Origin of the sequence: Bacillus infantis NRRL B-14911 (assembly GCF_000473245.1) — a bacterium.
Taxonomy (GTDB): domain Bacteria; phylum Bacillota; class Bacilli; order Bacillales; family Cytobacillaceae; genus Bacillus_AB; species Bacillus_AB infantis.
In genome coordinates, this window is sequence record NC_022524.1 from 4185417 (window position 1) to 4201041 (window position 15625).

Consider the following 15625-nt stretch of genomic DNA (forward strand, 5'->3'; position numbering starts at 1 on the left):
AATGAAAACAATTGCAGAAATGGAAGAAGTAATGACAAATCCATCACAAGAACTTGTAAACGACATAAGCAGACTGGATGGAGATATCATGATTCTGGGCGCTGGCGGAAAAATGGGTCCTACTCTCGCAAAGCTGGCTGCAAAGGCTGTGCAAAGATCAGACACCGGCAAACGGGTTATAGCTGTCTCCCGCTTTTCATCTGGCACCCTCCAAAAGGAACTGGAGGAAGCTGGTATCGAAACAATAGCCGCTGATCTGCTCAATGAAGAGGAGCTCAATGGACTCCCGGATATTAAAAATGTCATCTATATGGCCGGTAATAAATTCGGCACAAATGGCAATGAACATTTCACTTGGGCCATGAATGCCTATCTGCCGGGACGGGTTGCGGATAGATTCAGGAATTCCCGCATTGTCGCTTTTTCTACAGGCAATGTGTACCCGCTTGTTCCTCTCACTAAGGGAGGATGCGATGAAGAATACCCTGTCGGCCCTGTCGGCGAGTATGCCCAGTCCTGTCTTGGAAGGGAAAGGATCTTCACTTACTTTTCCTCTAAAAACCAGACACCTGTTACTATCTTCCGCTTGAATTATGCTATTGATATGCGTTACGGGGTGCTATTGGAGATAGCCAGGCAAGTGTATGACGAAAAGCCGGTCGACTTATCTATGGGACATGTAAATGTCATCTGGCAGGGAGATGCAAATGAGTATGCACTTCGTTCTCTGCTGATATGCGACAGTCCTCCTTCCCTGCTGAATGTAACCGGACCTGAGACTGTATCTGTCCGCTGGCTTGCCCAGCAATTCAGCAAAACTTTCAATAAACAGGCAGTCTTTATAAATGAAGAACAGCCTTCAGCGCTGCTGAATAATTCAGGCAAAGCACATCGGCTTTTTGGCTATCCTAAGGTATCGCTTGAACAGATGATCATGTGGACAGCGGAGTGGGTTTCAGGTGACGGAGCAGTCCTTAACAAACCGACTCATTTTCAGCAAAGACAAGGAGTTTATTAATATGCTGGATGAACAAGTAAAAAGACTGTTATTTGAAGGTACAGTCATTCCAGCCCACCCTCTTGCTCTGAACGAAGATCGGACGCTTGACGAGGATGCCCAAAGAAGGCTAACAAATTATTATATGGATTCAGGTGCCGGTGGTGTAGCAGTAGGCGTTCATACTACCCAATTTGAAATTCGCGCCCCCCGATTTGGACTTTACGAAAGGGTTTTGCGGCTCGCTGTTGAAGAAATAGATAAAAGGAAGCAAAAAGAAGGATTTATAAAAATTGCTGGTGTATGCGGTCACATTAATCAGGCTCTGGAAGAATCAAAAACTGCCAAAGATCTGGGATATGATATGGTCTTGCTCAGCAATGGAGGCCTCTCCGGCCTTTCTGAAGCAGAACTGCTGGAGCGTACTCAGAAAGTTGCCGAAGTTATGCCTGTTTTTGGGTTTTATCTGCAGCCATCAGTAGGCGGGAGAGCATTCAGCTATGAATTCTGGAAGGAATTTACCGAAATCCCGAACATCCATGCCATTAAAATGGCTCCCTTTAATCGCTATCAGACGCTTGACGTGGTCAGGGCAGTCTGCCATTCCTCACGAGGCAGCCAAATTGCTTTATACACAGGAAATGATGACAATATCATCAATGACCTTTTAACAGAATATGAGTTTAACGTTAATGGGAAAATGGTTAGAAAACAGATAGTCGGCGGACTGCTTGGCCAATGGGCAGTCTGGACATATAAGGCCGTTCAAATGCTTGATGAAGTTAAGGCCGCCAGAAGCCGCCGGGAGGTTCCTTCCTCACTGCTGACACTGGGCCAGCAGCTGACTGATGCAAACGCTGCACTATTTGACAGTGCTAATGGATTTAAAGGATGCATTACAGGAATTAATGAAGTCCTGGCAAGACAGGGGCTCTTAAAAGGAAATTGGTGCCTGCTCGATAAGGAAAGGCTAAGCTCCGGCCAGTCAGAGGAAATAGATCGTGTCTGCAGGGATTATCCGCATTTAACAGATGATGATTTTGTCAGCAGAATACCGACCAGGTCCGGGAGCTACGGACAATGACAAATTGATCCAAAAGAACACTTTCCGCCCGCGGGAAGTGTTCTCCTTTAATTAACTCAGGAGGGCTTTGCAATGAAAGATCCTATAGTAATCGGTGTAATTGGTCCCGAATGGATGAAAGAAAAAATTCTCCATTGTCTGCGGCTGTTCCCAAACTTCTATCCCGAAATCAGAACATCAAATGATATAAATGATGCCCCCGCTTTTACTAAGGAATTGACTGTCATTTCTGATGTTCTGCTGTATTCCGGCATATACCCTTATTCTATTTCAAAAAGTGAGATCCCTCCCCACCTGCCAGCTCATTTTATTCCTTTAAAGGGCTCTGGCCTCTATAAAGCCCTATACTCCCTTAAGAAAAATCTTTGCAACCTAGACTGTATTTCCTCAGATATTCTGCTCCCTCCTGAAGTTGGGCGAACAATAAAGGAACTTGGTGAAGACATTGATGTGAAGTTTTATCCCCAAGTCTTCTCATCAGAAAGAGTAATGGACCTGGCCGATTTTCATTGGAGCCAGTATCATTCAGGCAATACTAATGCTGCTGTTACAGGTGTAAAAGCAGTGGCTGAAGAACTCGCTGGGAGGGGAGTTCCGGCAGAATGGGTTACTCCAACAGAGGATGATATCATCGTAACGCTTGAAAGGGCACTCCTCTCAACAGAAAAGCGGAGGAACCTGGAATCCCAGATTGTCTTTGGACTGATTCAAATAGACAGATACCATGAACTGGTAAAGCAGGCTGCTTCAGAGCACCAGATCCAGCGCCTTAATCTCCGGTTATATCGAATTTTGCTTGATTATATTGAATTACTGGAGGGCCATCTCACCTCCCTGAATGGAAATGAATATATGTTCATCACAACGAGAGGAGCTTTCGAAAGGGTGACCAGGGGCTACAAATGGATCCCTATCATTAAAGATGTCGGCAGGGAGCTGAAGCTGAGGCTCTCTTTAGGAGTTGGATTCGGTCTTTCCGCCAATGAAGCCGGAACCCATGCGCGGATTGCTCTTTTGCAGGCAAAAGACTATGGGGGCGAGTGCTGTTTTATTGTAAAAGAGGATCGCAGTGTTTTCGGGCCTGTCGAATTGGCCGCTCCTATCTCCTACCCCTTGTCTGTAACTGACAGCCAGCTTCTTAAGAAGGCAGAGGAATCTGGAATGACAGCCATCTACCTGCAAAAACTTACCTCTCTCATTGAGAGAAAAAGGAATAATCAGTTTACAGCCTATGAACTAGCTTCTACGCTCGGAATCACAGCCCGAAGTGCCCATCGGATCATCTTAAAGTGGATGGATGCAGGTATCCTGGCTGTAATCGGGATGGAAAAGATTTCGGCGCGCGGAAGGCCCCGACAGGTTTATAAACTTGCAGAATCAAGAAATTCAAAGGGGGACACTAATGCATACTCTTAAAATTGGTATGATTGGCTTAGACACATCGCATTGCCTTGAATTTACAAAACTCCTAAATGACTCCCGCCATCCTTACCATGTTAAAGGGGGTAAGGTCTACTCTGCCTTTCCCTATTATTCTGAGGATCTGGAAATAAGTCGCAGCAGGGTGGCGGGGTTTAAAGAGACTTTGGAAAAAGATTATAATGTTATTATGACTGATTCTATTCAGGAAACAGCTGCTTCCTGCAATGCCATTATGCTGACTGCAGTAGACGGCAGAAAGCATCTATCCTTATTCAAAGAGCTTCTTCCCTATAGGCTTCCTGTCTTCATTGACAAGCCAATGGCCGTTTCGCCAGCTGAGGCCGAAGAGATTTACAATTTGGCACAAGATTATGGAGTACCGATCATGAGCTCCTCCTCATTAAGGTTTGCTGAATCCTTTGACCTTTTTCTCAAACAGCATAAACAATCCATAACCGGAGCCTATTTCCATGGGCCTCTTCCCTTGCTGGAGCAAATGCCCGGTTATTACTGGTATGGCATCCATATGGCAGAAATGGCCATAGCAGCATTGGGGCCAGGGCTCAAAGAAGCACTCGTTCGCCAGCATGATGAATATGAATTTGCTCTTTCCCAATGGGAAGATGGGCGAATTGTTTCCTTCAGGGGAGACTATGAGTGGCACTCCCGCTTCGGGGTCATACTCCATACAGGGGAAGGAGCTGTTCCCCTTGACTTATTAAGTGATAACAAACCTTTTTATGCCTGTCTTCTGGATGAAGTCATACGTTTTTTTGAGACTGGAATAAGCCCTGTTCCATGGGTGGAAACGCGTGAAGTGATTCGATTAGTAGACATGCTTACCAAGGAACGGATAAAAAGCAAATTGATATGAACCTGGAGCAGACGGAGTAAACTAAACCAAAGGCCTTTTCCTCAGCGGAAAAGGCCTTTATCTTTATTTAACGTTTGTTTCTTTTACTTCCACTGCCTGTCTCCGTACCCTTTATCTTGTATTCCTTTGTTAACCTCCTGGATAATGGCCTCTCCACCTCTATTAAGATATTCTTCAACCATCTTATCCCAGTCGCCTACAGGCTTCTGTCCGGCTATCATCTTGGCTTGGTCGTTCATAAGGAACTGCATCAGATCTGCCCCTTTTTCCTGCTGTGTTTGTGAGATGATACCATGGATGGGATTAACATACATCTGCCCTGATTCAAACATATCCTGAAGCGAATCGACCAGCCCTTTCATTTCCGTCATGCTGTAATCATCGGCATAGCTGATATCTGCATCAGCAGGAACATGCTCACGATTATCAAGGAAATAGGTGGAAGGCGCCAGTCCATCAGAAGAGAAATTCTCGACACGTACCGGTGCATTGTTTTCCATATTATATCCTGTACCTTCCTTCCCCCACATCCAGTCAAAATCTTGATTTCCAGGCGTTTTTTGATCTAATGGGAAAAACTTTTTCCCTGCGTCCACCATCTCAAGGGTACGGTGAATTTTCCCTTCAACTTCGTCAAGTTTGGCGTTTAATGCAAGGATCCCGGAGTATCCTGATCCCATTGTAAATCCTTTGGAGCCGTCTGGCGCTTCGAATGGCGGCACGGCAACAAACTCAGCATCAGGATGAATCTTCAGCAGCCCTGCCATATAATCCTCACTCATTCCTGCTACGCCGCCAACAAAAATGCCTGCTTTTCCTGAATAGAATTCATTATTGGTATCAGCCCAATTCAGCACAGCAAAATCCTTGGTCATCGCATTTTCATCATAAAGATTTGCAAAAAACTGGATCAATTCTTTACGTCCATCCGAAATCATGCCGGGAATGAAATCTCCATCTTCATTCTGATGATACCAGGCATCAAAATCCCAGTAAGTACCCATATTGAAGTTAGGATTGATATTTTCACCAATCGCCAGGCCATACGTATCGTCTTTTCCATTTTTGTCAGGATCCTCTTTAGTGAAAGCGATTGCAACTTTTTCTAACTCTTCATAGCTCTTTGGCATCTCCAGACCCAGGTTATCCAGCCAGTCTTTTCGGATAATCGGGGTGAGTGGATATGGATTCGAGTATCGCGGAATTCCATATATATTTCCATTCACTTTGAAGGAATCATATACATGGTCAGGAATTTTAGACAATGTTTCAAATTTCTCCAGATAGTCATCCAGCGGAAGGAATGCTCCTTCGTTTGCCCACTGATAAAACCTTGTATCATCAGCAGGAAAACCAACCATATCCGGCATACTGCCAGAAGCAACGATGGCAGAAGACTTTTCCGCGTAGTCACCCTGCGGGATAATTTCCGGCTTGTAATCAACATTAAAACGCTCGTTGATCATGTCGAGACCAGGGCTTGATGCAGGAGGCGGATCCCCAAAACGAAAGGTCATCCCTGTAATGGTATATTTCTTACTATGGTCGAATGGATCGGAGGAACTTTTATCCTTTTCTTTATCTGTATCCTCTCCTTTCGTTTCTTCCGAAGTACAGGCAATCAGCCCGAAGCTAAGAATAAGAACTAAAAAACTGATCAAAAGATTTTTCCCTCTCAAATTAACCCCTCCAGTTTTCTTTTTTTTCGCCAATTGCCTATTATCTGAATTAGCCTTTTACAGAGCCAAGCATCACTCCTTTAGCAAAATGTTTCTGCAGGAACGGGTAGACAATGAGTATAGGAATAGTAGCTAATAAAATAGCTGCCATCTGTACCGTTTCGGGAGGGGGCAATGATTCCATCATTTCGTGCGCCCCAAGTGCAGCATTAGGTTCATTTACAATTACGATCTGCCTTAAGATTACCTGTATCGGCCACTTAGCTGGATCACTTAAATATAGAACTCCTGTAAAATAGCTGTTCCAGTGGCTGACTGCGTAGAAAAGCCCAAATGCTGCCAGCGCCGGCTTGGATAAGGGCAATATAATCTTAGTGAAAATCTGAAGATCATTAGCGCCATCAATAATCGCTGCTTCTGTCAGTTCCTCGGGTATCCCCTGGAAGAACTGCCTCATAATAATTAAATTGAAAGGACTGATGGCTACAGGGATAATCAGTGCCCAGAGAGTATTCAATAGCCCTGTTGCTTTTACGATCATATAGGTCGGTATCATTCCTGCTGAGAACAGCATCGTAAAAAGAACTAGGAATAGAATCATCCGCTGGCCATGAATCTTTCTGGTAAGGGCGTAGGCCATCGTAGAGGTGAAGAAAAGATTGATAAATGTGCCTATGACCGTTATATATATAGTGACAAAAAGCGAGCGGATGAATTGGTCGGAGCCGAGAATATATTCGTAGGCATCTGTCACCCATTCCTTTGGCCATAGAAGCAAATCATTCTCCAGAAAATCACTAAGGCTGGAAAATGAGACTGCAAATATATATATAAATGGAAATATCATCGTAGCAGCTATAAATATCAGCAGTATACTGTTCGCACTGTCAAATATTTTATCCCCGGCAGAAGACTTGAACAAAGGCTACTCCTCCAATCTGATTTAATATAGACCCTCTTCGCCAAATCGTTTCGCCAGCCGATTGGCCAGAACAACCAGCACTAGGCCGACAATTCCTTTAAACAAACCGACAGCTGTGGCAAAGCTGTAATTGGCCTGCTGAATGCCTTTAAAATAAACAAACGTATCGAGTACATTTCCGGATTCCATATTGAACGGATTGAGCATAAGGAAAATTTGTTCAAAACCGCTGTCCATAACAGTCCCCAGACGAAGAATCAGAAGTATAATGATTGTACTCTTCAAAGCGGGGAGTGTTATATGCCATATCTGCCTCCATCTGCTGGCACCATCCATAACAGCTGCTTCGTATAAATGGGGGCTTATTCCCGATAGGGCAGCCAAAAAGATGATCGTTCCCCATCCGGATTCTTTCCAGATTATTTGCAGTACTATGAGAGGCTTGAACCAGCCGGGATCTGTAAGAAAAGGGATTGCCTCCATTCCAAACGCCCCAGACAGGAAATTGTTCACCAGCCCTTCACTCCGCAAGAAGATGACAGTGATCCCGATGACTACAACCCACGATAAAAAGTGAGGAAGATATACTATGGACTGCAGAAATCTTTTAAAAAACTGATTCCTCAATTCGTTAAGCATCAGTGCCAGAATGATGGAAATAGGAAAAGCAAAAATGATCTGCAGCATAGATATTTGCAGGGTGTTCCAGATGACCCTGATAACCTCTTTATCTTCGAAAATAAGATAGAAGTATTTTAACCCGGCCCACGGGCTATCGGCAAAGCCTCTGAAAGGGCTGTAGTCTTTAAAAGCCAGCAGCAGTCCTGCCATAGGTATGTAGCGGTAAACTAAAAAGAACAGAATTCCCGGCATGATCAAAAGGATCAGATATCGATCATTCCACATCTTTCTTTTTGTTCTGCCCCATCTGCTATTTGCAATAGTCTTTTCTTTTGCAGAAGGTGAGGAACCTTTGATCGGCTTTTGCTCTAATTCCATTGCCTGGGCCTCCTTTCATTTACTATTCAGCCTGTTTCTAATACATGTATACGACATGTATTTATAAAGTAACAATAATACAAATTTTAAGAAAATTCAATATATATTTTAAGCTTTTATATCTTCTTCCTTTCTTTCAATCTGTTCAAAGAGACGGCTTGATAGAATCATTAGAGGCATTGCAATTAAGGTGCCTCCGAAAAATGGCAGCAGGCCTGGTACTTTAATCATTAAATAATAGGGGAAATAAAATCCTAAAGCCATAACAACTGAATATAAAGGGTGTGAAAGTGCAATCAGGACAGCATTCTTCACATATTGTAATAAGCGCAGTTCATACTGGACATACATAGGGAAGGCAAATAGAAAAGCAGCAAGGTATACAGCTCCAAGAATAAAGAAGAAAAACGAAAAAAGGGTGCCCCATAAAGAAGGGATACTTCGAAAGAACTGAAGGTCTACATACAAGATCACACCGATTACTCCCCAGAGCAAGCCATACAGATTAGCTTTTAAAAACTCTTTTCTGTATTGCTCTTTGAATAAAGCATATGTCCCTTTTTCCAGTTCTCCTCCATGCTGCCATTTCCGCATTACTGAAAACATGGCTGCAGTAGAAGGAAATACCCCGGCGATAATACCCCCCGCAAGAATACCTGCAAGCCAGAGTATATTCAGCCAAGCCAGTTTCATGGTCTGGTCCCCCAATCGATATATTGCACCTTTCCATCCAGTCAGTTCCATGTTATTAACTCCCTTTTAAATACGCGCGAATAAACAATTCTGACTATTCAATCTTACACTAGCCTTGTTCAGTTTTCCAGACGGCAAGAAAGAAATGCTTCTATTTTATGATTCCCTTTAGGCAGGCTAAGCTTTATCCCTTCCATTTCTGAGGTAAACATCCTTTGTTCAGCTGAATGGCCATTTATGAACAACCCCTTGGCAGGAGACAGTGCGAGATATATTTCATTTTCTCCCTCCAGCTCCAGCTCTACAGTTACCCTTTGTTCATTTATGATTATAGCTGCACAGACTGCAGTTGGGGAAGACAGCAGCAGCCTTCCGTTTATGCTTATTTCGGTTCCATTCACCAATGAAAGTGCTGATAGCTCATTGGTTTTTTGTCCCACTGAGGCCCAAGCATCTTCTGCCTTGAATATAATAGAGCTTCCTGCCACCATTTCAGCTTCACGCTTACCTTCACCCGCGCCCAAAACCAGACAGTCAATGATGCCGCTCTCATTATCTTCAACCCGAAGAACTATTTTGCCGGAATCCTCCTGGCATACCAGTGTTTTATTTGATTTCGAAGGATCGATGAGTGTTATAAAATATGGTTCTTCCTCCCCGGCGGCCGTTATTTCAAGGTAAGTTCCATACTCCTCTGCTCCAGGATATTTCTTGACACCTATATTCAATTCATCAGGATAGCATGTATAAAGCCTGACAGAAGATCTGTCCCCCAAAAAAGTTATGCATTTCTCATTTATATACATCCCATCAAGGATTTGCTGACCGCCTGCAAGTATGTTTCCTGTAGTGTGATATAGAAAAGACAGATTAATGTCTGGCCTGCTTTTAATGACTTTATCCACTAAGACATAGTAGCGGTTATCAATATAGAAAATTTTTCGTTTCCATTCAGAAATTCGTTCATCGTAAGCACCGGCAGCCTCTCCGGCAATCAAAGAGAATTGCTCTGAGGTATACCAGTCAGCCAGCATTCCTTTTCCTCTATGAATTTGTCCTTGCCCGTCAGCCAGCATACTGTTATGGCCGATTGTGCCAAGAGTAAATTCCCGCCTCGGCCCCTCTACATAATCCTGATAACCGGGATTCGTGATAAGCCACTCCCCTGCCGAATGGAATATAAAGTTGTTCTGATCAAAATGATTATGATCTTTTCCAGAGGGGCTTGATGCAAACGCAAGGAAATAATCATCCTTACCCCAGCCGCTCCTTAGCGAGGCCCAGCCAATTCCCGGAAAAACCTTGTGCAAGCGGCTTCCATAATACTCTTCAGGTGACTGGGGGGCAGGAATCCTTTTTAAATCGAGCAATATGTCCAGCTTCTTTTCAGGATATCTATGAATATACCAGCTAGCAGCAGGATGGTTTGTACTGGATGCCAAAATAGACATAACATAGAATACATCCAAGGAATAGAATGAATCGGAAAAATTAACAAAGCCCGGCTTATCTCCTGTTCCGAGCATATATAGGAAAATATCAGGGAGAAATTGAAAAAATGGGTGCTGCAGCAGATCTTCTCTTCCAGCTGCACGCTTTAGGCAGTCTGCTGCCATCAGTATATGCCTTGCAGCTACATTGAGATATAATAGCCCTTCAATATCCGGCTCTATTAATCTATCGTCTAAATAACGGATTAAATACCGATAAGCATTTTTAAGAAAAGGTGCAATTGCTTCCTTATTATCATCAGACAGAACAGCCAGCGAACCAATCAGCATGGCAACTCTTTTTGACGCAATAATGTTGTGGCTGTCATAATTCAGGAAATCAATCTTCAAGGGCATTAGTCCCAGCTCAACTATAGCTTTTTCGACAGACTCTCTTTCTTCTTTTAAAAGGATAGAATAAATGCTGTCATAACCTATTGCCATTCCAATGGTGAAATGGGCATTGCTCAGGTTGCCCTCGGCTCCCCTCTGGGGAAATTCATACCATCTTGAGAAAGAGGAAAGAGTAAGGAGATATTCCTTTACCTTCTCTGCGTATAGTGGTTTACCGGTCATGGCATATGCAAATGACAAGACTTTGATTCTCTCTTCAATTGCTCTTGAATACATTGTCCAGAAAGGAAAATCTGTGTATCCTGGCGGCTGCTCCACTTCTTCAAGCTGAACAAGAGGCAGAGAGATTGTTAAAGTGACATTGCAGCTGGGATAATGAACAGTAAAATCCGTTTCAGCAGCATACCTCTCTGCCAGATGCAGAACCTCTTTCCATATCTCAGTAAACTGAATATGAGTGGCTGAGCTATCTGATGAACGTACCTTGATAGCGGCTATTTCCTCGGCATTAAATAAGACCCTTGGATGGGGCCTGATTTCCCCCAGCAATTCGTCTATATCCATTCCTTTTCTCACCTTTCTGTTCTGTATGGAAACCCCATGGAAATGGGAGATGGCTTTAAAGAATGGCAGCTTCCTGATTCAGCATATCATCGATTCTTTTACAGGCATCCTCTGCCTTCTCCATATTTGCCCAAAGCAAGTGGAGCTCACTCTCTATCAGTGCCATCTCCTTAACGGTTACATTCAAATCTTTTTTGGTAAATGCATGCGGCATAATATCTTTGAATGCATTATAGTTGGCTGGATGCACACCTGGCTTAAGGAGGTAGTTATCTTCCGCTACAAAACGAAGGACTGGGATCGTGCATCCATTCTGTTTGATCATAGTTTGGGCTTCAGTACTAACCATGTAGCTTACAAGCGCCTGAGCAGCTTCTTTTACAGGTGAATTTGCACTTATTCCAAGCGCTCCCCCTAGCAGCAGGGTAGCCTGATTGCTTTTTTGAGGAGGAGCAACAATGTCCCATTTAATTTTGTGGTCCCTGAATTCGTTCATGAAATAGTAAGTTGTCAGAATCATGGCAGCCCGTTCCCGCATAAACAAATTCTCTGCCAGGTCATTGCTGCCGTGCGAGAAGATAGGAGAGACTTGATGCTTATACATTAAATCAACACAAAAGTTTAGAGCCTCAATATTCTCCTTGCTATTCATCAGCGATTTCGAGCGGTCCTCCGTCATAAATTTCCCGTCATTCTGAAGGAGGAAAGCCGGCCATCGATTTGAAGAAGAAGAAAAACAAAAACCGTATTGGGCTATAAGGCTATTTTCAGCATTGAATTCCTTTGTATTATCCTGTGCCGTCTCCAAAAGATCTTTCCATGTGTCCATCCTGAAACTTTCGGAAATTCCTGCTTCCCTAAACATCTTTTTGTTATAGCAGACAACAACGGGTGAAAAGACAAACGGCGTGACAAGAACCTGGTTATCATGGGTGAACATGTCAAACACTTTTTCATAGCTGTCCTTTTCGGGATCAATATGTCCAGGCAAAAACGGATCGATGATTCCCAGCTGACCGGATTCAGCCAGCTGCCGGAAGTGAATATCTGAAACCATAAATACATCTGGGCTGTTTTGCGTCTTTAGAGATTCCGTCAGGTTGTATACATATTGGCTTTCAGGATATATCTGAAGGTTTACCTTGATATAAGGATTAAGCTGTTCAAATCTTTCAATAATTCTTTCGACAATTTCGATCTCATAGGAATTAGAAAACCAGCCGAGATTAATAGTCTGCTTCTGGGTATCCTGTGGAACCGTCACCCTATTTCCTTTGCCGGGGATTTTTTCTATCAATCCTTCCTCAACCAAAAGAGCCAGTGCCTTCCTGATAGAAACTCTGCTCAAATCATATTCCTTGCTTAATGTATTTTCCGGAAGAATGAATTCACCAGGCTTAATCCTGCCAGAGATAATCTCTTCTTTTAATTCATGAATGAACCTACCATAACGGTCATCAAAATCATTTTTTCTTTTTAGCATACATACAGCTCCCATACAGCTTAATAACCCTAATTTTAACCTGAGCCATTCTGATTTTGCAAAATGTACCCCATTCAGCCGGACTTGAAAGTGCCCATTATACAAGCAGCCAACAATCCATGAACGAGTAGGCAATCTCCCTGATTTCAGGCGGGAAATCATGGCCTGCCTGGCCTATGTAGGATACAAAGCGGTCGCCTGCCCCAAGCCGGTCATACAATAAACGAAGTTCTGCCAGGCCCTCGGCAGCTGGCTGCCAATGAGGAAAGATAGGATCATTCTGTCCCATCCAGACAAAAAAGGGAGTAGGGGCTGCAAGGGCTGCAATCTCATGAAATTCAAAGGGTGCTTTCCCGACATTAATGTATTCACTCACCTTCGGAATATGTGTAAACCATTCCCGCCTGCCCCAGCGATGTGTCTCCGGATCCCCGGTAAAAGTGGAAAAACCGCAGCTGCAGGCAATAGCTTTAATCCTTTGGTCGATACCTGCCAGAAAATAGCCGTTATAGCCTCCCAGGGAGTGGCCAATTACACCAATCCTCTCTGGGTCGGCTGGACAAATTTTTTCCAATACACTGATTGCCTGCCGATGGTCCGACAGCATCTTTGCAACAGCAGACCATTCGGGATGCTGTTTATAAAAGCCAGCCGTATAGAAGGGCTTATCAGCAGAATCAACTCTCTCTCCAGCTGTAATAGTGTCAGGCGCCAATACCAAATAGCCTCTTCTTACAAGCTCAAGCCCATATTGACGGTTTTCCCTTCCCTCAGCCAGACAGACCTCATCTTTCCCCTTTTCAGAGGTAGGATGGAGAGCAAGTATTGACGGGAGGGAATTTTGTTTAAATAAGCATTCAGTGAACAAGAGATCCCTCACATCCTGCTCTTCCTTCAATTCCATAGCCCTGCCTTGTACCGGGAGGAGAATATTGGCAGGGACCCAGTCACCATAAATTGCTGAATATCTGATTTTGATTAGATAATGATCTTGAAAAGAATGCCAGGAGATTAGATCGATATCTGGCTGGGGCATGGTTGGCAGCCCGCCGATACAATCAAGCCAGCCTTTTAAAATCCTTTCTCTTTTACGCTCCCAGTCCTTTTTTGTTTTAACTCTCTCCAGTAAAGGGGGGAGACCCTCTGCAGCCAATACATCCAGTGAATACATCGTAAGACATCCTCCTTTCAGCACATTCTACTGTGTTTCTGACCGGCACGTGCCAATGCTGATCAGCCTGCTTCCGCTCCCATAGTAGACCCTGCCCTTATGAAGGACGATCCCGCTGGATGCCCCGCCGGTAAGGTAATGTCTGGTAGAAGGGTTTGCAATGATGCCTTCCCTGATTTCACAACTCAACAAAGCCTTGCTTAGAAGAAGGAATAATGTGCCCGAATCCTTAAAATAAGCAAAGGAGTTTCTAACAGGAAAACCTGATTCGGACAAGTCCTTTCTGAATAGGACTTCTTTGGTATATGGATTACAGATGAAATATAAGCTGCTATCCGTTAAGCAGTGCACAAGATTGAATGGATCGATGAAGAGCTGGACTATTTCGCGTACCCCTTCTACCGGCACAAATCGCTCCGCTGGTTTTTCAGTTTTCCATTCAAGCAGGTACAAGTGTGCTTCCTTTTCAGCAGATGAGGCACCCCCCGGGGTTTCAACGCTGGTTCCTCCCAGTATAAGACCTTCCTGCAGCTCTCCAAGACAAAGCGTGCTCTGGTTTGGAACTATCCGGCCATGGGGAATGACTGATGCCTGCCCGGTCTCCGTACTATAAATTGCCAATCCTCCTCCGGCCAGTCCATAACCGGGAAAACCTCCCCATATAATATGCTTCTTATCACTGGCAGCAATGGCACATCGAGGCCGGTGAATATCCTCAACCTGAAGCACAAGGCGCGGATTCAGATTTTGTTCTATTGGTTTTTGTGTATCAAGGATATAGAACTTCCCTCCTGCGTAAGCAGCCCCAAAGACGAGATTTCCCTTTGAAGCATAGGCAGCGATATTTCCGCCGCCACCTCTTTCTATTACCTTCCCTCCATAGTTCCTGAGCTCTCCCGATTCAGGACAGTACCGAAAAAGCTGCAAAGGATGCATGGAAGTTCCATAGATTTGTTCATCAGGCCCAAGAAATAAAGTCGAAAGCTGTGCTCCCTCTGATTCATAGGTTAGCTCAATCACTTTTCTTTGGCCTGTACCATTATGTATAAATTCAGCAAATCCTTCAGAAAGGCTATAAGAATCTACTTTATACTCAGCATCAAGATTAGTATGGACCTTCTGGAATCCTTCACCCTCATAAATAGATGAAGCCCTTTCTACAGGATCAACGCCCTCCACTGCGCCATCCAAAAACATTTTCCATCGTGTGGTTTGATTAACCCCCCTCATGTCCCCAGCTTCCCAATGGCCGTATACCTTTCCGTCAGCTGCCTGATATACATACCCAGCCCCTTTTGTCCGATCTTCATGAGGTACTAGGCTTTTTTTCACTCCGCTATCAGGATTGAAGGCCACAATATTTTTCCGTTCTGTTCCAATCCCGACATATACCCAGCCCTTAACATCGGCAGCTGCGCTTGATGGATATTTTTCAGAAGGATCCATGCGGCCAAAATCTTTGATGCTCCAATCTGAAGGGCAGAGCCCGAAGAGATGGCAGTGCGGATAGGTGGTGAAATAAATATTGCCTCCTTTACCCTCGGCAAAACTGAATCCGGCTATTTCTTCCCCATTATTAATAACTGAATAAAACACGATTTTTTCCAAAAACGGATCAAGCACAAGAATCATTTTTCCTGCTCCTGTATAAAACAGCCCCTTGCTGCTGAGTGAGGCAAAAGGATATTCTCTATTATTTTCCGGAAAAAATACCTGTTTTGTCCTTCCACTTAAAGGATTGACAACCAAAGCAAAACCCTTTGCAGCTATAACGAACCTGCACTCCCCATGCCTGGCACACATAGCAGATGTCCGTTCTTCCGCAGCGGCAACCGGAATGCCATGGCTAATAAATGTTTCTTTCATATCGATACTATTCCCCTTTCATGCGGA

Annotated in this window: 12 protein-coding genes; 4 read left to right on the top strand and 8 right to left on the bottom strand. The window is 44.0% G+C overall.

From position 1 onward, the window contains the following. Position 1: 1 nt before the first annotated feature. From N288_RS20930 to N288_RS20945, 4 genes are all read left to right on the top strand, one after another. Entirely contained in the window at positions 2-1018 is a 1017-nt protein-coding gene (locus N288_RS20930) for an NAD-dependent epimerase/dehydratase family protein (RefSeq protein WP_022544436.1), read from the top strand. 1 nt (position 1019) lies between these two features. Continuing rightward, complete coding sequence (locus N288_RS20935; protein WP_009792873.1) at positions 1020-2081, top strand: dihydrodipicolinate synthase family protein; 1062 nt, start codon at positions 1020-1022, stop codon at positions 2079-2081. Between the two features lie 72 nt (positions 2082-2153). Then, positions 2154-3497 carry a helix-turn-helix domain-containing protein gene (locus tag N288_RS20940; protein WP_009792872.1) on the top strand — a complete coding sequence of 448 codons (1344 nt, stop codon included), beginning with the start codon at positions 2154-2156 and terminating at the stop codon, positions 3495-3497. Then, complete coding sequence (locus tag N288_RS20945; RefSeq protein ID WP_009792871.1) at positions 3484-4377, top strand: Gfo/Idh/MocA family oxidoreductase; 894 nt, start codon at positions 3484-3486, stop codon at positions 4375-4377. The genes N288_RS20940 and N288_RS20945 overlap by 14 nt, the downstream gene beginning before the upstream one ends. A gap of 83 nt (positions 4378-4460) precedes the next feature. Here the strand turns inward: N288_RS20945 and N288_RS20950 are convergent, their stop codons facing one another. From N288_RS20950 to N288_RS20985, 8 genes are all read right to left on the bottom strand, one after another. Then, entirely contained in the window at positions 4461-6056 is a 1596-nt protein-coding gene (locus tag N288_RS20950; RefSeq protein WP_022544437.1) for an extracellular solute-binding protein, read from the bottom strand. 49 nt (positions 6057-6105) lie between these two features. Further along, positions 6106-6978 (bottom strand): carbohydrate ABC transporter permease, encoded by an 873-nt coding sequence (locus N288_RS20955; RefSeq protein WP_009792869.1) that lies wholly within the window; start codon positions 6976-6978, stop codon positions 6106-6108. A gap of 21 nt (positions 6979-6999) precedes the next feature. Then, positions 7000-7977: an ABC transporter permease gene (locus tag N288_RS20960; protein ID WP_009792868.1), complete on the bottom strand. Its 978-nt coding sequence runs from the start codon at positions 7975-7977 to the stop codon at positions 7000-7002. Between the two features lie 108 nt (positions 7978-8085). Continuing rightward, positions 8086-8670 (bottom strand): YesL family protein, encoded by a 585-nt coding sequence (locus N288_RS20965; protein WP_050767281.1) that lies wholly within the window; start codon positions 8668-8670, stop codon positions 8086-8088. Between the two features lie 119 nt (positions 8671-8789). Further along, the gene (locus N288_RS20970) at positions 8790-11078 is read right to left on the bottom strand and encodes a heparinase II/III domain-containing protein (protein ID WP_009792866.1); all 2289 of its coding nucleotides are present in this window, start codon (positions 11076-11078) and stop codon (positions 8790-8792) included. Positions 11079-11133: 55 nt separating this feature from the next. Continuing rightward, positions 11134-12561: an extracellular solute-binding protein gene (locus N288_RS20975; RefSeq protein ID WP_009792865.1), complete on the bottom strand. Its 1428-nt coding sequence runs from the start codon at positions 12559-12561 to the stop codon at positions 11134-11136. A 97-nt stretch (positions 12562-12658) separates the two neighbouring features. Beyond that, positions 12659-13732, bottom strand: a complete 1074-nt coding sequence (locus N288_RS20980) for a dienelactone hydrolase family protein (protein ID WP_009792864.1) — start codon at positions 13730-13732, stop codon at positions 12659-12661. Positions 13733-13759: 27 nt separating this feature from the next. Then, complete coding sequence (locus N288_RS20985; RefSeq protein ID WP_009792863.1) at positions 13760-15598, bottom strand: ligand-binding sensor domain-containing protein; 1839 nt, start codon at positions 15596-15598, stop codon at positions 13760-13762. Between the last annotated feature and the right edge of the window lie 27 nt (positions 15599-15625).